This window comes from Pasteurella pantherarum (assembly GCF_049670885.1).
GTDB lineage: Bacteria > Pseudomonadota > Gammaproteobacteria > Enterobacterales > Pasteurellaceae > Pasteurella.
On sequence record NZ_CP187173.1, the window covers coordinates 2315918 to 2338890 of the forward strand.

14 protein-coding genes are annotated in these 22973 nt (G+C 42.0%); 8 read left to right on the forward strand and 6 right to left on the reverse strand.

Annotated features, from left to right (window positions below; all coding sequences use genetic code 11):
* Positions 1 to 3: 3 nt before the first annotated feature.
* Complete coding sequence (locus tag ACPEEM_RS10905; protein WP_424402129.1) at positions 4 to 1389, forward strand: MFS transporter; 1386 nt, start codon at positions 4 to 6, stop codon at positions 1387 to 1389.
* Between the two features lie 74 nt (positions 1390 to 1463).
* Here the strand turns inward: ACPEEM_RS10905 and mutS are convergent, their stop codons facing one another.
* The gene (mutS, locus tag ACPEEM_RS10910) at positions 1464 to 4046 is read right to left on the reverse strand and encodes a DNA mismatch repair protein MutS (RefSeq protein ID WP_424407000.1); all 2583 of its coding nucleotides are present in this window, start codon (positions 4044 to 4046) and stop codon (positions 1464 to 1466) included.
* Between the two features lie 230 nt (positions 4047 to 4276).
* Here mutS and recA point away from each other — a divergent pair, with 230 nt between their 5' ends.
* Both recA and recX read left to right on the forward strand, forming a co-directional pair.
* A complete protein-coding gene (gene recA / locus ACPEEM_RS10915; RefSeq protein ID WP_424402131.1) occupies positions 4277 to 5338 on the forward strand; it encodes a recombinase RecA in 1062 nt (353 codons plus the stop codon).
* A gap of 104 nt (positions 5339 to 5442) precedes the next feature.
* The gene (recX, locus tag ACPEEM_RS10920; RefSeq protein ID WP_424407002.1) at positions 5443 to 5898 is read left to right on the forward strand and encodes a recombination regulator RecX; all 456 of its coding nucleotides are present in this window, start codon (positions 5443 to 5445) and stop codon (positions 5896 to 5898) included.
* A gap of 105 nt (positions 5899 to 6003) precedes the next feature.
* Here the strand turns inward: recX and ACPEEM_RS10925 are convergent, their stop codons facing one another.
* From ACPEEM_RS10925 to hemC, 4 genes are read right to left on the reverse strand one after another with little or no spacing between them, the layout of a single operon-like run.
* Positions 6004 to 7263: a heme biosynthesis HemY N-terminal domain-containing protein gene (locus ACPEEM_RS10925; RefSeq protein ID WP_424402133.1), complete on the reverse strand. Its 1260-nt coding sequence runs from the start codon at positions 7261 to 7263 to the stop codon at positions 6004 to 6006.
* Between the two features lie 13 nt (positions 7264 to 7276).
* Positions 7277 to 8668, reverse strand: a complete 1392-nt coding sequence (locus tag ACPEEM_RS10930) for a uroporphyrinogen-III C-methyltransferase (protein ID WP_424408263.1) — start codon at positions 8666 to 8668, stop codon at positions 7277 to 7279.
* A 59-nt stretch (positions 8669 to 8727) separates the two neighbouring features.
* The gene (locus ACPEEM_RS10935) at positions 8728 to 9474 is read right to left on the reverse strand and encodes a uroporphyrinogen-III synthase (protein WP_424402134.1); all 747 of its coding nucleotides are present in this window, start codon (positions 9472 to 9474) and stop codon (positions 8728 to 8730) included.
* Positions 9475 to 9497: 23 nt separating this feature from the next.
* A complete protein-coding gene (gene hemC / locus ACPEEM_RS10940; protein WP_424405199.1) occupies positions 9498 to 10427 on the reverse strand; it encodes a hydroxymethylbilane synthase in 930 nt (309 codons plus the stop codon).
* 152 nt (positions 10428 to 10579) lie between these two features.
* On the opposite strand from hemC, the gene ACPEEM_RS10945 reads away from it, so the two are divergent.
* The 5 genes from ACPEEM_RS10945 (at position 10580) to ppx (ending at position 21309) form a co-directional block, all read left to right on the forward strand.
* Positions 10580 to 13096, forward strand: coding sequence for a class I adenylate cyclase (locus ACPEEM_RS10945; RefSeq protein WP_424405201.1), 2517 nt, complete (start codon positions 10580 to 10582; stop codon positions 13094 to 13096).
* 38 nt (positions 13097 to 13134) lie between these two features.
* Complete coding sequence (narL, locus tag ACPEEM_RS10950) at positions 13135 to 13764, forward strand: two-component system response regulator NarL (RefSeq protein WP_424402137.1); 630 nt, start codon at positions 13135 to 13137, stop codon at positions 13762 to 13764.
* 160 nt (positions 13765 to 13924) lie between these two features.
* Positions 13925 to 15679, forward strand: coding sequence for an autotransporter assembly complex protein TamA (locus tag ACPEEM_RS10955; protein ID WP_424407004.1), 1755 nt, complete (start codon positions 13925 to 13927; stop codon positions 15677 to 15679).
* A gap of 18 nt (positions 15680 to 15697) precedes the next feature.
* The gene (locus ACPEEM_RS10960) at positions 15698 to 19753 is read left to right on the forward strand and encodes a translocation/assembly module TamB domain-containing protein (protein ID WP_424407006.1); all 4056 of its coding nucleotides are present in this window, start codon (positions 15698 to 15700) and stop codon (positions 19751 to 19753) included.
* A gap of 8 nt (positions 19754 to 19761) precedes the next feature.
* On the forward strand, positions 19762 to 21309 hold the full coding sequence (gene ppx, locus ACPEEM_RS10965; protein ID WP_424402140.1) for an exopolyphosphatase: 1548 nt from the start codon (positions 19762 to 19764) through the stop codon (positions 21307 to 21309).
* A 140-nt stretch (positions 21310 to 21449) separates the two neighbouring features.
* Here ppx and glmU read toward each other — a convergent pair whose 3' ends face one another.
* Positions 21450 to 22820: a bifunctional UDP-N-acetylglucosamine diphosphorylase/glucosamine-1-phosphate N-acetyltransferase GlmU gene (gene glmU, locus ACPEEM_RS10970; protein ID WP_424404132.1), complete on the reverse strand. Its 1371-nt coding sequence runs from the start codon at positions 22818 to 22820 to the stop codon at positions 21450 to 21452.
* Positions 22821 to 22973: the final 153 nt, after the last annotated feature.

Genomic DNA, 22973 nt, shown 5'->3' on the forward strand with positions numbered 1-22973 from the left:
TTTATGACTGAATCTAAACGCTATCAAGGTCTTGCTTGGATTGCGGCGATTGCATTATTTATGCAAACACTCGATGCCACAATTTTAAATACTGCCTTGCCTGCCATTTCCCATAGCTTAAATGAATCCCCCCTTGATATGCAGCTTGCCATTATTAGCTATGCTCTCTCCGTTGCCTTGTTTATTCCCTTAAGTGGTTGGCTTGCGGATAAACATGGCACGCTACGAATGTTTCAACTCGCCATTGGCGTGTTTGTGGTGGGGTCGATTGCCTGTGCGGTGTCGAATACATTAACTATGTTGGTGCTTTCCCGTATTGTACAAGGCTTCGGTGGGGCGTTGATGATGCCTGTGGCACGTTTAGCCATTATTCGTACGGTCCCTAAACAGCATTTATTATCGGTGTGGAATTTGATGGCGATGGCGGGGCTACTTGGCCCGATTCTCGGCCCGATTTTAGGGGGCTGGCTTGTCACTTATGCCACTTGGCATTGGATTTTCTTAATCAATATCCCCATTGGCGTGTTAGGTATTGTCATTGCGGGTAACTATATGCCAAACAGCACCTTGTTTGCTCAGAAACTCGATTGGCGAGGCTTTGTGCTATTTGCAGGGGGCTTAGTGGGGGTGACCTTGGGGGTAGATTTGATTTCAGAACGTCATAGCCATCCTGTGATTTCTGCCAGCGTGTTAATGTTGGGCGTCAGTCTTTTGTTGGGGTATTATCTTTATGCTCGTCGTTGTAAAAATGCCTTATTACCCCTATCCCTGTTTGAAACACGCACCTTTAGCATTGGCATTGTCGCCAATTTATTTATTCGCTTATGTGGTTCAGGCATTCCCTTTTTATTACCCTTAATGATGCAAATTGTCTTTCAGTACAGTGCGGAGCTTTCGGGTTGGTTGCTGGCACCTATCGCCTTGAGTTCGGTGCTAATGAAACCCTTTGTGAGTCCTATCTTAAAAAAATTAGGCTATAAAAGAACGTTAATATTCACCGCACTTTCACTGAGCATTGTGATTGCAGTTATGGGCTTTGTACGGGCGACAACCCCACTTTGGCTATTAATTGGGTTATTGTCTTTCTACGGGGCTTGTATGTCGGTGATTTTCACCGCCACCAATACCCTTGCGGTGAGTGAATTGCCCGATCATCATGCCAGTGCAGGTTCAACCGTGTTAAGTGTGGCACAACAAATGGGAATTGGGATTGGGATTGCCGTCTGTTCGGTGATCCTTGGCTTCTACCGCACCCATATCGGTGAAGTGGGCGTTCAGCTTCAGGCATCTTTTAGTTACACTTTTTTCTCTGTCGCCTTATTTGGCACGGTGTTAATTTGGGTGCTAACCTATCTTAAACGCCAAGACGGGCAAAATTTACAACGTTAATGAAGACGATCCAAAGTGCGGTGTCCTTTAAACAAGATGACACCGCCTTCATTGCTCGTCTTAAATGACTTGTCTTAAACCAATTTCTTCAACTGATACAAATATGCCAAGGCTTGTTTCGGGCTAAGCTCATCAGGGTCGAGTTTTTCTAACATTTCCCACACCGCTGTTTTGCTGTCATCTTCTGCCATTAAGGCTAATTCACCTTGTGCTTGATTGAGTTGGCGTAAATCTTGAATACGTTGATCCGCATTTTGTTGCGACAGTTTTTCTAATTGGGCTAATTTTTGTTTAGCCAATTTAATCACCGATTGTGGCACGCCCGCCAATGCCGCAACGGCTAAGCCATAACTTTTGCTCGCCGCTCCATCTTGTACGGCATGCATAAATGCAATGGTGTCATGATGTTCAATGGCATCTAAATGCACATTCGCACTGCCTGCTAGCTGTTCTGGCAACACGGTCAGCTCAAAATAATGGGTGGCGAATAAGGTCAGTGAACGTAATTTTTTGGCTAACCATTCTGCACAAGCCCAAGCTAAAGATAAGCCATCATAGGTGGATGTGCCTCGTCCAATTTCATCAATTAACACTAAACTGTTGGCAGTGGCTTGGTGCAGAATATTCGCCATTTCTGTCATTTCAACCATAAAGGTGGAGCGACCCGATGCCAGATCGTCTGAGGCACCAATGCGGGTAAAAATCCGATCAATGGGACCAATCACGGCAGATTCTGCGGGTACAAAACTGCCCATATAAGCCATTAAGGTGATCAAGGCAGTTTGACGCATATAGGTACTTTTCCCCCCCATATTCGGCCCAGTGATAATCAATAAATGACGTTGTGTATTCAGCAACACTGGGTTGGCAATAAACGGGGCGTTAAGCACTTGTTCCACCACAGGGTGACGACCTTGCTGAATGTTCACGCCAATTTCATCGCTAAATTGCGGTGCCACATAATTTAAGCTGTCTGCCCGTTCGGCTAAATTGGTCAACACGTCTAATTCCGCGAGGGTTAAGCTCGCAAGCTGTAATGCCCCTAAGTGCGGTAATAATTCATCAAATAATTGTTCGTAAAGCTGTTTTTCTAACGCCAGTGCCGCCCCTTTGGCTTTCAGCACTTTATCTTCGTACGTTTTCAACTCTGGAATAATATAACGTTCCGCATTTTTCAAGGTTTGGCGACGTACATAGTGCATTGGGGCTTTGTGGGCTTGACCTTGGCTGATTTGAATATAATAACCATGCACGGCATTAAAACCGATTTTAAGCGTATCAATGCCTGTGCTTTCCCGTTCACGCTGTTCCAATTCTTCTAAATAACGGGTTGCCCCGTCTGATAAATGACGCCATTCATCTAGCTCCGCATGGTAGCCTTCGGCAATCACTCCACCATCACGAATGAGCATGGGTGGATTATCAATAATCGCACGTTGTAATAAGTCTAATTGTGCGGAAAATTCTCCCATAGGGGCTAAAAGTGCGGTTAAATTTGGTGAAGTTTGTTGTGTGAGAATCTCTCGGATAGCAGGGATTTGCTCAAGTGCAGTGCGTAAACGGGTGAGATCTCGTGGGCGTGCGGAACGCAACGCTACTCGGGCTAAAATCCGCTCCATGTCGCCGACTTGTTGTAAATAAGGTTGTAATTCTGCGACTAAATCTTGCTGTAAAATGGCGTGAATGATTGCTTGGCGAGCCAGTAATTTTTCACGTTGACGAATGGGCTGATGAATCCAACGTTTCAGTAAACGGCTGCCCATTGGGGTCACACATTTATCTAAGACAGAGGATAAGGTATTTTCTGCTCCCCCAGCGAGATTTTGGGTGAGTTCTAAATTACGGCGAGTGGCGGCATCTAATTGAACATTTTCTGTATTTTGTAATAACGTGATGCTTTGAATATGGGGCAATGCGGTACGTTGGGTGTCTTTCGCATATTGCAATAAACAGCCTGCCGCACATAGTCCGAGAATGGCTTTTTCCACCCCGAAGCCACGCAGATCTTGCGTGTGAAATTGACGATTAAGCAAGGCGATTGCTGTGCTTAATTCAAACTCCCAAATGGGGCGACGACGTAACCCTTTAAAAGGTTCAAGTAACGCCATTTCGGCAAATTCTTCACAATACAATAATTCCACAGGGGAAATGCGTTGCAATTCGGCTTGCAAGCTCGCAGGATCTTCAGGTTCACTGATTTGAAAACGCCCTGACGCCATGTCTAATACCGCTAAACCAAAGCGATCTTTTTCTTGATAGACGGCGGCGATCAAATTGTCTTGTCGTTCAGGTAACAGGCTTTCATCACTGACTGTACCAGGGGTCACAATACGCACGACTTGGCGTTCAACAGGGCCTTTCGACGTGGTAGGATCGCCCACTTGTTCACAAATAGCCACGGATTCACCGAGTTGCACTAATTTCGCTAAATAGCCTTCTACCGCATGGTAGGGCACACCAGCCATTGGGATAGGTTGACCCGCAGACTGCCCACGTTTAGTCAACGAAATATCTAGCAATGCAGCTGCCTTCTTGGCATCATCATAAAAAAGCTCATAAAAATCGCCCATACGATAAAACAACAAAATATCCGGATTTTCGGCTTTTAATGCTAAATATTGACGCATCATTGGCGTGTGCAAGTCTAAGTTATCCATTTCCTATCTCTAAACATAATCAAAAGTGCGGTCTATTTTCGCATAATTTTAATGAAGCCCCTAATGTTTCTCAGGGAGCGAAAATTCCGTATGATATTTATTCTTCTAGGTAAACTGTTTGTTTCCGAACAAATTTTGAAAATTTTGTAAAAATGACTTGATACTGTTTATCTATACAGTTATGATACACCCAAATTTCTGGTTACGATTTTTTTATTGAGGATTCAAATATGGCAACGAAAGAAGAAAAAAGCAAAGCCCTCGCCGCCGCACTGGGTCAAATTGAAAAGCAATTTGGTAAAGGCTCAATCATGAAATTGGGCGATACCCAAGCTTTAGATGTGGAAGCTGTTTCAACAGGCTCATTAAGCCTTGATGTGGCACTTGGCATTGGTGGCTTACCAATGGGGCGTATTGTTGAAATTTTCGGGCCAGAATCTTCCGGTAAAACGACTTTAACCCTTTCTGTCATTGCCCAGGCACAAAAAGAAGGCAAAACCTGTGCCTTTATTGATGCGGAACACGCATTAGACCCAATTTATGCGGCTAAGTTGGGCGTGAATGTGAATGAATTGTTAGTGTCTCAACCTGACAACGGTGAACAAGCCCTTGAAATTTGTGATGCTCTCGTGCGTTCTGGTGCTGTCGATGTCATTATTGTGGACTCTGTTGCCGCCTTAACACCGAAAGCCGAAATTGAAGGGGAAATGGGCGATTCACACATGGGCTTACAAGCACGTTTAATGTCGCAAGCCTTACGTAAACTGACGGGTCAAATCAAAAACTCAAACTGCTTGGTGGTCTTTATCAACCAAATTCGTATGAAGATCGGTGTGATGTTTGGTAACCCTGAAACCACAACCGGGGGAAATGCCTTGAAATTCTATGCGTCTGTCCGTTTAGATATTCGCCGTACAGGGGCGATTAAAGACGGTGAAGAAGTGATTGGTAATGAAACCCGTGTGAAAGTGGTAAAAAATAAAGTTGCCGCTCCATTCCGTCAAGTGGATTTCCAAATTTTATATGGTCAAGGTATTTCAAAAACGGGCGAACTCATTGAGTTAGGCGTGAAACATAAATTAGTGGATAAATCGGGTGCGTGGTATGCCTACAATGGCGAAAAAATTGGTCAAGGCAAAGCCAACGCCATGAGATGGTTGGATGAACATCCAGAAGAAGCCTTAGCATTAGAAACCAAATTACGCACAGAATTATTGGCAAATCCAGAAAAAGTGTTAGCGGCGGATATTGCTGAACAAAATGCGATTGAAGACGCCGAGTCTGATTATTAAGTTTCTCTTCCTCAATAGCACAAAAGTGCGGTGATTTTTAAAAAAATTTCACCGCATTTTTGTACCAATCCCTTAAATCCTCACACATAACAAGGTTGGCTATAATGTCTTCATTCGCTTTAAATTACGTTGTCAGTTTATTGGCTCGCCGAGAATACAGTGAGTTTGAAATTCGCTGTAAAATGCAAGAAAAAGATTTTTCAGAACAAGAGATTGATGACACACTTGCCTTTTGCCAACAAAAAAACTGGCAAAATGATCGCCGTTTTACCGAAAATTATTTACGTTTTCGAGCACAGCGTGGTTATGGATTGGCACGTATTAAACAAGAATTACAGCAATTAAAAGGCATTTCTGCGGACATGATCAACGAGGCAGAGCAAACACTGGAGATTGATTGGCAAGAGGAAGCATTCAGGGTCTTACGTAAGAAATTTCCTCAATACGCGGATATTTCCGATATCAAGCAAAAGCAAAAAATCTGGCGTTATATGTTATCTCATGGTTTTAAGCCAGATCACTTTGCCCATTATATTGGCAATGCTGAGTATGAAGCCTGATTCTTTTTCATGTAAAAATGCAGCAAGAGACTGATATAAAAAAACTGCACGGACATTGGGTAAATCCCCGTATTTCCGTGCAGTTTTTCTTTTTATGTTGACGCCTTATTTTCGTTCTAACAGGATATTTTCGCCTGTTTGTGGTGGGAGAGATGCCACCGCCATGGTTGCTTTGACACTTTCTTCCCGAATTTGTTGAGCAAGGGCTTGCTCACCGACTTTTTCAAATACATAGGTCGCCATATTGACATCATAAGGCTCAAGCTCGTTTTTACAGCTCATCACTTGTTTGAAGGCTTGGCTAGCTTGTGCAAAATCATTATTACGCACATACAAATAGCCTAATGCACGTTGAAGGGCACATTGACCTACATTGTCGCTATTTTTCACCCGTTTTTCTAACACTTTAATTAATTTGCTATTATCCACAGGTTGAAGACGTGCAATTTGGGCACATAATAATTTCTGTTCGCTGCTTTGCTCGTCCACTTTTTTCAAGGTTTCTAAGGTGAGTTCATAAGCAGTTTCATGATCATTACAATCAATGAGTCGTTGAATTAATGCAATTTTTAATCCAAGATCATGACGGCGGCGACGAGGTTGTGCTTCCCACCATGCTAATAAACCATCAACGCCTTCTTCATTCATTTTTTCATCAAGCAAGCCTTCTTCTACTTGGCGTTTTAAGGCAAGGAATTCTGGTTGGGTGTATAAGCCTGAGCTTTCAACTTGTTCCAAAATGTTATCTAAGGCTAAATAAGCTTTGGATTTTAAATAAATGTCCACCGCAAGTTTTAGCACTTCTTTATTTTTGTTGGTCATGACCAATAGGCTATCAACGGAGCTACGTGCCGCAGGCAATTTCCCTTGTTGTAATAAAATGCGTGTTCTTGCTAATTCCACTAATAAGCTGTCTGAACCTGCTAATTCCGTGGCTTCAATTAAATAGCGATTAGCATTGAAATCATCACCACGTTGTTGGGCGGCTTCGGCGGCTTTAATAAAATTCAACACGGGTTCTTCCGAATGTTTTGCATTTTTTCCAATTAATTTTTCTGCTTTGGAATAATTGCCTTCATTCATGCACATTAAACCTTCGAGGGTTTGTTTTTGTGCTTTTTTACGTTTGCGACGCGAGAACCAAGTATAGGTGTTATGACTTAAACGGAAAAAACGGGTCACGATCCATTCAATGGCATAAATGATTGCCATCGCCACCACAAAAAAGATCACTAAGGTGATGATTGACATTTCAATGTTGTATTGGCTGGTTTCTATCAGAACATAACCTTGTTTACCCGCTAAATGAGGCCCTGCAATTAAGCCTGCCAATAATACAAGCATTAAAAAGAGTATTCTAAACATGAGCTACTTTCCTCTACTGTTGTGGCACAGGCTGTGCTGGTGCTTCCGTTGCTTTTTCTGGCGGATTTTGCGTTGGGGTTTCAGTGAGGGCTTTATCCACTGAAATTTCAATTTTTTGTACATCTTGTGGCTGTCTGTTCAATAACTTATCTAACACATTTAAGCTTGATAATTGAGAGGGTGCGTCAATGTAAATGGATTGTTCTGCTAACTCATCTAAGTTTTTCAAGAAAGTTTGTGCCACATCGGTATTGGTATCAAAATAACTTCTGACCCAAGAAGCCACCGTTTCCAGAGACTGTTTATAAAGCTCATCTTGTTGGCGAGGAACCGCCATGATGGCTATTTGTAGGCGTAAGCGAATATTTTCACGCAAGTAAATATCTTGGTTTGGTGCTAATAGGGCTTTGTCATCTACATTTCTTGGGGTGATACGGATAAAGTGATTTAAGAAAGAAGTGGCACTTTTTTCTGCATTTTCTTTCCAGTCTTGAATGGAATCACTTAATTGTGTTGAGTTGGCATCGCTATCGGCAAAATTCACATCTAATACGGTCATTTCATCCAACATTGTGGTGAGTTGAGATAAGCGTTGCATGATCGCATTTTGATCCACATTATTCACATCAAGTAACTGTTTTAAATCATTATTTAATGCCGCACGGACACTAATAACACGAGGATCAGACACTTTAGTGAGCACTTCATCCGCCAGTTTTAAAAGCGAAATACTGGTATCCACATCATTGTCTAAGATTAATTTGCGTAAGGCGTTATTTAAAAGGAAATCCGCTTCGGATAATAACCAATCGTTAGGTTGGGCTTGTTTTGCCGCACTGGCTAAACGATTAATTTGTATTTGTAAACCAGAAATGGCTTGTTCTTTAATGGATAGCTCATTTTGTAATTGGGCTAATTTTTCATTTGAAGACGCGGTGGTTTCCATAAGTTGGCTAAGTTGTTTACGTTCTTGATCAAAAGAAGGTAAATCAACGGCTTGAGCTTGTGTTTGTTGAGCCAGTTTTGTTTCAAGTGCGGTCATTTTTTGGTGAATTTCATTGACTTGTTGCTGACCAAAATAATACCCCGCACCACCAAGACCGAGTGCCACTAACAAGGCAAGCAGTGCTAAACCCGAGCCACCTTTTTTTACCACAACGGTTTCGGTTTTTGGTGGCACGTTTTCTGCCGCCGTAGCCTCTGGTTTTGACTTGTTGGCGGCGGGTTTTGTCACAGGTTCAGGTGTTACCTGTGTTTTTTGTTCTTTTGTTGAAGCAGATTTTGTGGAGGGAGAGCTTGACTCAGGCGTCGTGTTTTCTCGCTGAGTATTGTTCTCACTGTCTACTTTCATATTCACAATGTTGGCATCATGTTTTGGTACTTCATTGCTTTCAGAAGACGTGATTTTATTTTCAGCCATAGTAATACCTATTTCCTTAGTGATGATTTAGCGTGCTATGCAAATCAGTTTGAGTTTAATATTGTGTTTAATAAGCTATGATTATCTGCTCGAGGTGAAAGCGTAATTTTTGTCCACCCGAATGTGTTTGCCAAGTTTGCAATACGTTGACTAATGGTAATAAGTTGACAACTTTTCAACCAATTATGTTCGTTTTCTGGCACAAAATCTATAAGAGACTGTAAAATTTCTGCACTGGTGACCACGATAGTCTGAATGCCTGCCCGTTGACAAATACTGATTTGTTCTGCGTTTTGGTAGTCAATGGGGACACGTTGATAACATTCTAACATCTCTACTTTGGCACCACGTTGCTGTGCTTGCTCAGCAAAGAATTCACGGCCTCCATTTCCTCGTAAAATTAAAATGTGTTTATCCGCTAAATGTTGCATAGCGGGTAAGGCTAATAGCCCTTCACTACTTTCTTGTTGATGGGGATAATGTATCGCTCGTTCGGTTTGTGTCGCAAAAAATTCGGCACTACGTTGTCCAACTGCAAAATACTGTAAATCTTGACGCCAAGAAAACCCTGTATTTTTCAAGGTTTGGTGGGCATAACTGATCGCATTTTTAGAAACCGCAAACACATAATCACCCGCTTTTAATTGTGATAATTTGTTTGGCAGGTCATTTAACTCTCGCCCAGATTCAATGGTAAATAATGGCAAATGAATGGCAAAAATGCCTGATTGAGTTAATAAGTCAACTAATTGTTTTCCTCGTTCGTCAGGTCGTGTAATAAGCACTGCCATGATATTAACTCCTTTTTAATATCTTATGCGGAATGTAGGGATTGTAATAGACGATCTGCACCCTGCTGTCGCAACATTTCTGCCACCTGAATGCCTAAATCTTGTGCATTTTCGACCGCACTTTTGGCTTCTGCACGAAGCATTGTTGTGCCTTCTGTTTCGCCCACTAAAGCACGTAAATAGAGCTGATCATCTTGTAAGATCGCATAGCCTGCAATGGGTACTTGGCAGCCACCTTGTAAATGTGAATTCATGGCTCGTTCTGCCTGTACGCAGTAAGTGGTGTGTTGATCGGCTAAAGGGGCGAGTAATTGTTGTACCGCCATATCCTCACTGCGACATTCAATCCCAATTGCCCCTTGACCGACAGCGGGGAGAACTTGCTCAATGTCAAGAAATGAGGTGATACGTTTGGCAAGATCTAAGCGAATCAAACCTGCGGCAGCAAGGATAATGGCATCATAATCACCGTGATCTAACTTATTTAAACGGGTTCCGACATTGCCTCGCAGAGAATGAATGTTGAGATCAGGTCTTAATTGTTTTAGTTGGCATTGACGACGTAAACTGGACGTCCCCACCACAGCTCCAGCGGGTAACGCCATTAAAGACGGATAGGTATTGGAAACAAAGGCATCTCGTGGATCTTCACGTGGACAAATGACACTTAAAGTCAGCCCGTCTGGAAATTGCATCGGCACATCTTTCATGGAGTGAACCGCAATATCGGCTTCCCCTTTTAACAAAGCATTTTCTAATTCTTTTACGAATAAACCTTTGCCACCAATTTTAGCAAGCGGGCTATCTAAAATGACATCGCCTTTGGTGACCATCGGCACCAAAATCACCTGTAAATCAGGGTAATATTGCTGTAAGCGATCTTTTACATAGTTGGCTTGCCAGAGGGCAAGTGGGCTTTGGCGGGTCGCAATTTTTAACGTCGTCGTTGTCATTATTGTAACCAATTTCAAGAAAATAACTGTTCGCTATCCTACCATTGTTACTCAAAAATGTCAGTTTCCATTTAATTTTTTTGCTTTCATCTAGGGCAAATGTTACAGTAAATCAGCAAAATAAATCGCATACTGAAATACTAGGATATTATTTGAATTACGATCTCTTTAGTGCCAAAAAACAGGTTGAATATTTAGATAATTTACGTTTAGAACGTGCCTTACAAGGTGCTTCCTACGAATTTAAACATGTTTTTCACCTGATAAGCCTATTATTACATATCAATCATCCTAATTTGCCGGGCTATGTTGCCGATGCACCAGCAGGGATCGCCGATTTCAAACTTTCTCCTTATCAAAAAAACTATTTGCATGATGCACTTCCTCGCATTAATGTGAATCAACCGCCGATCCCTTCGTTTTCCTACCGCACGTGTAATGCCATTTTAGGGGTGTATGTGATGGGGAGCATTGCCTCCATTTCACAAACCGCATTGTCTGACTTGGATATTTGGGTCTGTCATCGTGAAAATCTAAGTAAAACCGAAAAAGAAGCCTTGCAACGTAAAGCCGATTTATTGCAGCAATGGGCACATGGATTTCACATTGAAATTAATTTATATCCTATTGATCAGCAACGTTTTCGCTGTTTCCGTTATGCCGAACCACTCACCGCAGAGAATTGCGGTTCTGCACAATATATGTTGTTGTTGGAAGAATTTTATCGTTCAGCCATTCGGCTAGCAGGTAAGCCGTTATTATGGCAACACCTGTTGGTGCAAAACGAAATGGAGTATGAAAGTGAAGTGACAAGGTTGGTTGAGAGCAAGCAAATCGACTTAGATGATTGGGTCGATTTTGGGGGCTTAGGCTCATTTTCTGCAAATGAATATTTTGGTGCGAGCTTATGGCAACTGTATAAAGGGATTGATGCCCCTTATAAATCCGTCATTAAAATTTTATTACTGGAAACCTATTCTTCTGAATATCCCAATACTTATTTAATTGCTCGAGAATTTAAAGAGCAATTGCTCACGGGGAAACTGAATCCTTCACATCAATTTGATCCTTACTTAGCGATGCTTGAGCGAGCCACCCGTTATTTAGTGGAGCATAATGAATTAAAACGCTTAGGCTTTGTGCGTCGTAGTGTGTATTTAAAAGCAACGGAAGGCATTAATTGGCAAGATCAAAACAGCAAAAATAACTGGCGGTTAGCCTATTTACAAAAACTGGTTAAAGAATGGGGTTGGTCTGATGCTTTAATTAATGAGCTGAATCAGCGTTCAAGATGGAAAATTAAATATGTTAAAAAATCGCACAATAGTTTAATTAAGTTCTTGATGCTCAGTTATCGTAATTTGGTTGCCTTTGCCCGTAAACATCATGTGAATTCCAGTATTATGCCGCAAGATATTGCGGTTCTGACACGTAAACTTTATACGGCATTTGAAGAATTGCCGGGCAAAATCACGTTATTAAATCCGCAAATTGCCCTCGATCTGTCGGAAAAACACCTGTTATTTTTTGAAGTCAAAAATAATAAATCCTTCAAAGATGGTTGGTATTTAGTCAATCACACCCCGAATATTGAAGGTTTTTCACAAAAACGTTATACCGAACACAGTGACAGCTTAAATAAGCTGGTGGCGTGGGCGTATTTTAATCGATTATTAACTGCCAATACGGAAATTAACATCATTAGCCAACGTGTTTCGCTTACTACGTTACGTAATTTTGTCACGGATCTGCGTTTGTCATTTCCTGCCACAATTTCTTCGGCAAGTAATGAAAATCTCAGTCATGCCTGTGAAATCAGCAGCCTAATGGTTGCCATTAATTTAACGGTAGATCCGACGAAGAATCTGACCCATGCGAAAGAAAAAATCCAAGCCAGTGATTTATTTAGCTTTGGTCCGAAAGAAGAAAGCTTAGTGGGCAGTATTGATATTACTTATCGCAATTTATGGAATGAAATCCGCACTCTACATTTTGAAGGGCAAAATGCGATTTTATTAGCCCTAAAAGTGTTATCCAATAAAATTCATCGAGGAGCCCCGTCCCCCGCTTCAGTGCAAGTCTTCTGTTATAGCCAGCGTTATCAGCGTACCTTGCGTAACATTGTGACTGCATTGATTAATCGTTGCATTAGCATTCAAATTGGGACAGTCTCGCCACCGAAAAATCATTTATTGCGTGTTGCTGGGAAAAACTGGCAATTCTTCTTTGAAGAACGTGGGATTAGCTTACAAGAAGTGAATACGCAGAATTTAGTGGAAAATACCGAGTTTGATAGCACGCTAGACAATGAAATTGAGGAAAAAGAAAGTCCTTCTTTAGAACAATCCCGCAGTTATCCCCCTGAAATAGACTATTTCGCCAGTGAAGGCTTCTTACAGTTTTTCTTTGAAGATAACCCCAATGGCTCGTTTAATGTGTATATTTTAGACGAGGTGAATCGCATTGAAATTTATCGGCAATGTGAAGGCTCAAAAGAGCAAAAAATCAAAGAGATTAACTACATTTATCAGTCTTCAGGCTTGGAGGAAAATAATAATCCGTATAAAATTGTGCAGCGTGATTTTAATTATCCGCAATTTTATCAATTATTATCACAAGAGAATGGCATTAAAATTGTACCATTCCATAGTCGCTTAGCGATGTCTTAGCGATGTCTTAGCGATATCATAGTCATACTGGGGGTTATATGTCAGAAAAAATGAAAGTCTTGATTATTGACGATCATCCATTGATGCGTCGAGGAATCAAGCAACTGATCGAATTAGATGAAGACTTAACTTTCGTCGGTGATGCGGGTAATGGAAGCGAAGGGATTACACTGGCACTAGAAACTCAGCCTGATTTAATTATTCTTGATTTAAACATGAAAGGCTTGTCGGGGCTAGATACCTTAAAAGCCTTACGTGAAGAAGGGGTTGATGCACGGATTTTAATTTTGACCGTATCGGATGCGAAAAACGATATTTTTACCTTAATTGATGCGGGAGCAGATGGTTATTTGCTAAAAGATACGGAGCCAGACACCTTATTAAGCCAAATTAAACGCATTGCCCAAGGCGAAGTGATTTTAAGTGAATCGATTAAAAATGCCTTGATTGAACGCCAATCTGCCAGTGATCCGATGTATTCACTCACAGATCGTGAAATGGACGTATTACGTTTAATTGCAACGGGATTATCGAATAAGCAAATTGCAGCACAACTGTTTATTTCTGAAGAAACGGTGAAAGTGCATATTCGTAATTTATTACGCAAGTTAAATGTGCATTCTCGCGTGGCTGCCACGGTGCTTTATTTTGAGCATAAAGGGCGGTAAATAACATTTCACTGCGAAAACAAAGAAAAGCCAAGAAACGCAAAATTCTTGGCTTTTTTATATGTAAATTAATCAAAATTTTACAAAAACCACCGCACTTTACATTGCCAATGCCTTTGATTAAAAGGTACACTAAAGTAATTTTTTATTTGGGGAAGCTATGGAACGTTTTCGTAATATCAAGGCACCACTTGCCACCAAAATTCTTATTTTTTGTACCGCACTTGCCAGTGGCATTTCACTTGCAGAGGTACCCGTCAAAACACAAATCCACGGCATCAAGCAGGCAAAATTGAAAGACAATGTCAATGTGTATGTTGGCATGATTGATGAAGAAGATGCTGATGCTTCAGAAAGACATAAAGAACTGATTTTAGACGCCATTGATAAAGGCTTGCGAGCTTATGGTTATTATCAAAGTCATGTCGTGTTTGAAGTGAAGCCACAAGCCAAAGAAACCTTGTTGATTGCCACTGTTGATGTAGGCAACCCTGTTAAATTGACTGAAACCGATGTGATTTTTGAGGGGGCGGCAACCGCTGATACGGCATTTAACAAGTTACGCAATCAATTACCTGCAGTAGGCACCGTGCTGAATCACGAAACCTATGATGACTATAAATCCAATGTGCAACAATTAGCCTTAAGCCGAGGCTATTTTGATGGTGATTTTACTCGCTCTCGCCTTGAAATTATGCCCTCAACCCAACAAGCATGGTGGCGTTTAACTTATAACAGTGGCGAACGTTATCATATTGGTGAGATTCGTTTTGTCAATTCGCAAATCCGTGAAGATTATCTACGCAATATGCTCAATATCAAAACGGGTGATCCTTACTTAATCAATGATCTTTCAACGCTCACCAATAATTACACTTCTTCAAATTGGTTTAGCTCGGTGTTATTACAACCCCACTTAGACGAAAAACATAAAAAGGTGAATCTTGATGTGATGCTTCACCCTCGCAAAAAAAACAGTATGGAAGTCGGGCTAGGTTGGGCATCGGATGTTGGACCTCGCCTACAACTTGGTTGGAATAAACCTTGGATCAACAACCGAGGGCATAGTTTCCGCACGAATCTTTATGTTTCGGCACCAAAACAGACGCTAGAAGCCACCTATAAAATGCCTTTGCTGAAAAATCCGCTGAATTATTATTATGAAATGTCAACGGGTTTGGAAAATGAGAAAGTCAATGATACCAACACGTTTGCTTCAACCTTTGCGGTGTTGCGTTATTGGAATCATGCCGCAGGTTGGCAACATTCTTTAGGGTTGCGTGTTCGTTACGATTCATTTACGCAAGCCAATGTGAAAGACAAAACTTTGCTGGTGTATCCAACGGCATCTTTACGTCGCACACGTTTACAAGGTGGACTTTTCCCAACGTGGGGGGATACACAAAATATTACCGTTGATTTTGGGCGTCAATGGTGGTTGTCGGATGTGGATTTCTTTAAAATTCAAGCCTCTAGCCTTTGGGTGCGAACCTATGCACAAAATCATCGTGTGGTCAGTCGGTTAGAACTCGGTTGGTTACACACCAAAGACATTCAACGTATTCCGCCTGCCTTACGTTTTTTTGCAGGGGGGGATCGCAGTGTACGTGGTTATGGTTATAAGAAAATTTCGCCTAAAAATGCCGCAGGCAAATTAGTGGGGGCATCTCGTTTATTAACAGGGAGCTTGGAATATCAATACCAAGTTTACCCTGACTGGTGGGTTGCCACCTTTGCAGACACAGGTTTAGCCGCCAATGCGTTTACACAGAAAGCATTACGCTATGGTGCGGGAATGGGTGTGCGTTGGGCATCACCTGTGGGGGCGATTAAATTTGATATTGCCACCCCTATCCATGATCAAGAGAAAAGTAAAAATCTTCACTTCTATATCGGGCTTGGTGCTGAACTTTAATGGATGGACAAAAACAGAATGACAGAACAAACAGAAAAGACAGAAACTGCAGAAAAGACGGAAACCACCGCATTACCGCCGAAAAAACGGAGAGTGTGCCGTATTTTACTTTGGATTAGTGCGGTCATTTTTTTACCGATTTTGGCGTTACTGATTGCCCTCAGCACCAGTGCGGGACAGCGTGGCATTCTTCAACTTGCTGATCACTATTTAGATAACCTTCACATTGGTAGCCTGAGTGGTGGCTTACAAGAGGGATTAGTGCTTAACCAGTTACAGGTCACCTCTGAGGGGGTGAATACTGAAATTGAGCAAGTGCGTTTACAAATGGGCTTAAGCTGTTTACTCCGCTTAGAGATTTGTATTCAAGATATTCGTATCAGCCAACCAAAAGTGACGGTGGACACCGCATTGTTGCCACCTGCGAAAGAAAAACCTAAAAATCAACAACCGATGAAACGCATCCATCTGCCAGTGTCGGTGGTGATTGACAACATTTTGGTGGAACAAACGAAGGTGCGTATTGATGACACACAAATTGATTTGGATCGTTTTCAAACGGCATTAAGTTTAAATAATGATACTGGGTTGACCCTACAACCGACAAGCATTGATGCGTTGCAAATTGCGATGAAAGCCAAGGCACAAGCAGAAACCCTGTTAACACAAACGCCAACAAACACCCCAGCCACAGAGACACAAACGGCGACAGAAAAAGTCAAAGAAAAAGTGGCGGAGAAAATGGTGGAAACCGTGAATGAACAGGTCGAACAAGCGTTGTCAGAACACACGGCAACAACCACACCGCCACAAGACAGCAAAAAAAATGCCCCGCCTGTTGATTGGGACGCACTTGCCCAACGCCTTTCCCAACCTTTATTGGGGGACTTTGCACAGATTGAATTGCCCTTTGATATTCATATTCCCAATATCCAAGGTCAGGAATGGCAATATCAACAACTTGCTGAAAACCCCGACAATCATCAACGCATTCATGTTTCACATGTGCAACTGCAAGCTGAGGCGATAGGCGATAAGGTTGAATTAAAAACCTTTAAACTTGAAAGCAGTGTAGGACAGATTCAAGGGCATGGACAGCTCCAGCTCAGTGGTGATTATCCTCTTCAATTTCAGCTAAAAACACAGCTAGCTGAACAAACCCTAGGGGAAAATGTTAGCTTGCCAGCTAGCCATGCTCAGTTGGATCTTCACGGAAATTTATTAAAACAGACCGCACTTTCTTTGCAAATGGAAGGGGCTATTAAGGCAACCTTAACAGGGCAGTTTGCACTGCACCAAGCCAAAACCCCTTTTCAACTTCAGTTTAACGTCAAAGACTTTGTTTATCCTTGGGAGGGAGCACAGCAAAATCCACTGCAAGTGCCTATGTTAGATTTAACCGTGGGCGGGGATTTACTGCATTATCACATTAACCTTGCCACCTCTGCACAAGGCATGGATATCCCGAAAACACAGCTGAATTTGAACGCCATTGGCGAGCTAACCCATGTTGAAATTCAACAGTTGGTTCTGGATACCTTACAAGGACAAGCCGCCATGCAAGGTAAAGTCGGCTGGCGTCATGGGGTGCAATGGTACAGTGATGTGCAATTGACGAAATTGAATTTAAGCCAATATGTAGCCAATACACCGACCTTGCTTTCTGGTCATGTGTTATCCACTGGCTTGATCGACCAAAGCCAATGGCTAATTGATGTGCCGAATTTAGATTTGCAAGGTCGCTTATCCAATAAACCCCTTTCTTTAAAAGGCACCCTAAGTGTTGGCTCAGAACATGGTATTCAAGATTTATTGGTCAAATTGCCGCAATTGTTGCTTAACTACGGTGAAAATACGGTTAATGTACAGGGCGTTGTTGGGGAAAAATCAGACGTAAACTTGGCGATTCAAGCCCCTAATTTACAGGGATTGTTACCTACGCTAGCAGGCAGTGTGCAAGGCAATATGCAATTGACGGGAAATATTGCACAGCCAACATTAGTGCTTGATCTGGTGGGGAAACAGATTAAATTCGATCAACTGAATTTAGCCCATATTCAAGCCAAAGGGGAGGTGGATATTGCTCAACAGAGCAAAGGTCGTTTAGGGTTACAATTAGAAGGCTTACATTACAGCGATATCAAACTGAACTCGGTAAACTTAAGCCTTCAAGGTGATGAAAAACAACATCAACTCATTCTAAATGCTCAAGGTTCACCCGTATCGGCAAAATGGAATGTTCAAGGGCATTTCGATCGTGGTTTACAACGTTGGAATGGCAATCTTAGCCAAGTGTTGATTACATCGCCTGTGGGGAATTGGCAAACCAATCAACCTGTTGATGTGGTCTATGAGCATCAAAAAGCACAAGCCAATATCCATGCTCATTGTTGGTTAAACCCTTCAATTGAATTGTGTTTTCCACAGGCATTTAATGTCGGTGCCGCTGGTGAAGTTCCCTTCCAGTTGAAAAAGCTGGATTTAGCTTTAGTGAATGAACTGGTGGAGCAAAAGCTTCTGAAAGGTCAGCTGGCGAGCGAAGGCAAAGTAGCATGGTTTAAGGATAAAGCCCCCGAGCTGCAATTGACCCTCAACGGAAAAAATATTGAATTTAGCCAAAAAGTGGATCGTAAACAATTCAATCTTGATATTCTGAACGTGGGGTTAAAGGCGAATTTGCTCAATAACCATTTAGCCTTAACATCCAATATTGATTTACAAGATCAAGCGAAGATCACCACACAATTAGATATCAAGGACCTCGCCAAAACACGTCAATTGAGCGGGGCATTAGTGATCCAAAATCTTAACTTAGATATTTTCAATCAGTTGCTTTCACTGAAAGAAAATATTGTGGGTAATGTGGCAGCCAATATCAAATTTGGTGGCAGTGTAACCGCCCCTGATTTAACGGGCAGTTTCAATATTCAAAGTATCCGAGCGGCAATTAAAGCCCTTCCTTTTGACATTCATGACGGTCAGTTAAATCTGAGTTTCCGAGGTCATCGTTCCACCTTACAAGGCTATTTGCAAACGGATGAAAGCCGTTTGGATCTAACGGGGGAGGCAAGCTGGCAAAACATCGAAAAATGGACCAGTGCATTGCATGTTAAAGCCGAACAATTTAAGGTGGAAATTCCTGCCATGGCAAGATTAAAAGTGAGCCCAGATATCCACATTAAAGCAGATCCAAAACGTTTGGCATTATCAGGGAAAATTGATATTCCATGGGCAAGGATTGCCATTGAAGCACTGCCAGAAAGTGCGGTATCGGTGAGTCCAGATGAAGTGATTTTAGATGGCAAAACCAAAGCCAAAAAATTACCTAACTTGCCAGCGAAAACAAAATCAGGCATGGAAATTGTCTCTCACCTTAACATTAACATTGGGAAAGACGTCCACCTTGATGCCTATGGCTTAACTAGCCATCTCAATGGGTTATTGTCAGTCCGCCAAGAGCGAGGCAATCTAGGCTTATATGGACAAATTCATTTAACCAATGGTCGTTATGCTTCCTTTGGGCAGGATTTATTAATTCGTAAAGGTTTAATCAGCTTCTCGGGTTTACCTTCTCAACCGATGTTAAATATAGAAGCCATTCGTAATCCTGAAGCCATGGAAACCAGTGGCATTATTGCGGGTGTGAAAGTGGTTGGCTTAGCACAAAGCCCTGAAGTGAAAGTCTTCTCTGAGCCAAGTATGCCACAAGATCAAGCTCTGTCTTATATTCTTACAGGACGTTCATTAGAAAACAGTGGCGAAGGGGGATCGGGTGGATCAATTGGTGCAGCATTACTGGGTTTAGGCTTAGCGAAAAGTGGTAAAGTCGTCGGTGGGATTGGACAAGCCTTTGGTATCCAAGATCTTAATCTTGGTACACAAGGGGTTGGCGATGGATCTAAAGTGGTGGTGAGTGGCAGCATTACCCCTCGTTTACAAGTGAAATATGGGGTTGGTTTATTTGACGGGTTAGCAGAATTTACCGTTCGCTATCGATTATTACCAAAACTGTATTTACAATCAGTTTCGGGTGTGACACAAGCGGTCGATCTACTTTATCAGTTTGAATTTTAAGGTGAATTATGAGCAATCAACATTTGATGGAAAAAATGACCGCACTCACACTCGCTCGTCATGAAGTGCGAGAAATTGCGGCAATTGATTTAGGGTCAAATAGCTTTCATATGATTGTGGCTCGCATTGTCAATGGATCGATCCAAATTCTTTCGCGTTTAAAACAGAAAGTTCAACTTGCCGAAGGCTTAGATGAGCATAATGTCTTGAGCCAAGCCGCCATTGATCGAGGTATTCATTGCTTAGCCTTATTTGCCGAGCGTTTACACGGCTTTGCACCCGAAAATGTCAACGTGGTGGGCACTTACACGTTACGTCGTGCGGTGAATAACCAAGAGTTTTTACGTCAAGCAAAAGCGGTATTCCCTTATCCGATTAATATCATTACAGGGAAAACTGAGGCTCAAACAATCTATGCGGGGGTTTCGCATACACAGCCTGAAATGGGACGTAAATTAGTCGTGGATATTGGTGGTGGCTCAACAGAAATGATCATCGGGGAAAATTTCACCCCGCTATTAGCCGAAAGTCGCCACATGGGGTGCGTGAGTTTTGCCAAACGTTTTTTTCCTCAAGGGGTGATTTGTGCGGAAAACTTCCAACACGCCCGTCAACATGCGATGACAAAAATTGAAGATCTGGCATTTGAGTACCGTCATTTAGGTTGGGACGTCGCCCTTGGATCTTCAGGTACGATTAAAACCGTCTATCAAGTGATCATGGCAAATATTGATCCTAATGGTTTAATTACACAAGAACGCCTTGATCAATTGATCGAAAAAACCTTACAGGTTTCTCATTTTGAAGATCTCAAACTGGCAGGGTTAATTGAGGAACGTGCCGATGTTTTTGTGCCCGGTTTGGCGATTTTAAGTGCAGTCTTTGAAACCTTCGGCATTACTCAAATGCGTTATTCGGATGGGGCACTGCGTGAAGGGGTGATGTACAGCCTCGAAAAAAATTTCCAAGTGACCAACATTCGCCAACGCACGGCTTTTGGTTTAGCGGAGCAATTTAATATTGATCAAGCTCAGGCAGAACGTGTTTATCAAACGGCACGCCTGTTATCGACCCAATATCGCCATTGGCAAAAGCCCACATTAGCAGAAGAAATGCGAGAGATTTTATTGTGGGCGGCACGTTTGCACGAAGTGGGCATTGTGATTAATCATAAAGGGGTGCAAAAACATTCCAGTTATATTTTGCAGAATATGGAATTGCCTGGCTTTGATAAAGAACAACAGCGTTTACTTGCCACCTTAGTGCGTTATCAAATCAACTTGTTCAAGCCAAGCGAGTTGGTCAAATCGGGACGCTATACGGAAGAAGATATGCTCACGTTAGTCCGTTTATTACGTTTAGCCATTATGTTGAATAAACCTCGCCAAGCTACGGAAAAAACAGAGAAAATTCGTTTGGATGTCGCCTCTGATTTCAATCAATGGCACTTGCGTTTTGGTGAAGGCTATCTTGAACACGCCCCACTGATTCTCAATGAATTGAAAGCCGAAAAACGCTTATTAAATGACATCGGGTTAGGCTTGGATTTCCAATAACAGCACCCTTCCTCTATCCCGCCATACCCGTGATAAACGGGCATTTTGTTATGGGTAAGAAAGAGCACCTTACGGGTTCTGAAAAGTGCGGGGGATTTTAAACATGTTTTTGTCTTCAATCCCCCCGAACCTTTGACGGTTTACTTCGACGATTTTTTAACAGGACGTTGCCAATGTGGAATATGGCGTTGTGGAACCCGTGAAATCACTAATTCGTCACATGCCACATTTTTGGTGACCGTTGTCCCAGCTCCAATGGTTGCCCCATTTTCAATTGTTACGGGAGCAACCAACTGTGCATCGGAACCCACAAACACATGATCACCAATAATGGTTTTAAATTTGTTAGCCCCATCGTAGTTACAGGTAATCACACCCGCACCGATATTACATTGTTGCCCCACTTCGGCGTCACCCACATAGCTTAAATGGTTGACTTTGGAACCAGAGCCAATATGGGCTTTCTTAATTTCAACAAAGTTACCAATATGTGTATGATCTGCTAATTCTGCACCTGGACGGAGGCGAGCGAAAGGACCAATTTGTGCAAATTCACCAACGGTGGCATCTTCCAACACGGAGTAAGGTTTGATTTCGACATCATCACCAATCTGACAATTTTTTAACACACAACCTGCCCCAATTTTGACTCGATTGCCAAGCACCACCTGACCTTCCAAAATCACATTCACATCAATTTCTACGTCTTTGCCATGCTGTAATTCACCACGTAAATCAAAGCGTTCAGGATCGGCTAATGCCACACCCGCTAGCAATAATTTATCAGCTTGTTTACGTTGATAATAACGTTCTAAACGGGCAAGTTGTTGGCGATTATTCACCCCTTCGACTTCCATAAAATCACTGGCTTGAACCGCAACCACTTGGCAACCATCTTGATTGGCGAGGGCAATCACATCGGTAATATAGTATTCTTTTTGTGCATTATTATTGGTTAATTGGGATAACCATTTTTTCAAGTTTTTCCCTTCAGCCACTAATACACCCGTATTAATTTCTTGAATTTTTAATTGTTCTGCATTGGCATCTTTTTGTTCCACAATGGCAACCACATTGCCATTTTCACGCACGATACGACCATAACCTGTCGGGTCATCTAACACCACGGTTAATAAGGCAATCCCGTTTTCAGGTTTGGCAGCGATCAGCTTTTGTAAGGTTTCTGCACGGATTAATGGTCCATCACCATAGAGCATTAAAATATTTTCATCATCTGCAAAAAACGGGGCAGCTTGCTGCATCGCATGCCCCGTGCCGAGTTGTTCTGCTTGTAATACCCAATTGACGGGTTCATCTTGTAGGCGAGTTTGCATCACTTCACCACCATGTCCATAGACTAAATGGATATTTTTTGCATGAATAGATTTCACGGTGTCAATCACATGCTTTACCATAGGTTTCCCTGCGATTTTATGTAAAACCTTCGGTAAATCAGAATACATGCGAGTGCCTTTACCTGCCGCTAAAATCACGATACTTAACGTTTTCATTTCCATAAAGTTTCCTAGTTGGATGATTAATCAAAAGATAACGAAAATTATAATCCAACTCAGGCATAAAAATAAGTAAATCCTGATTAAAACAAAGGGAAAATTGCCTCTCATACAAAAGCAGTGTAATATGAGTTGGATTATTTCTATCTT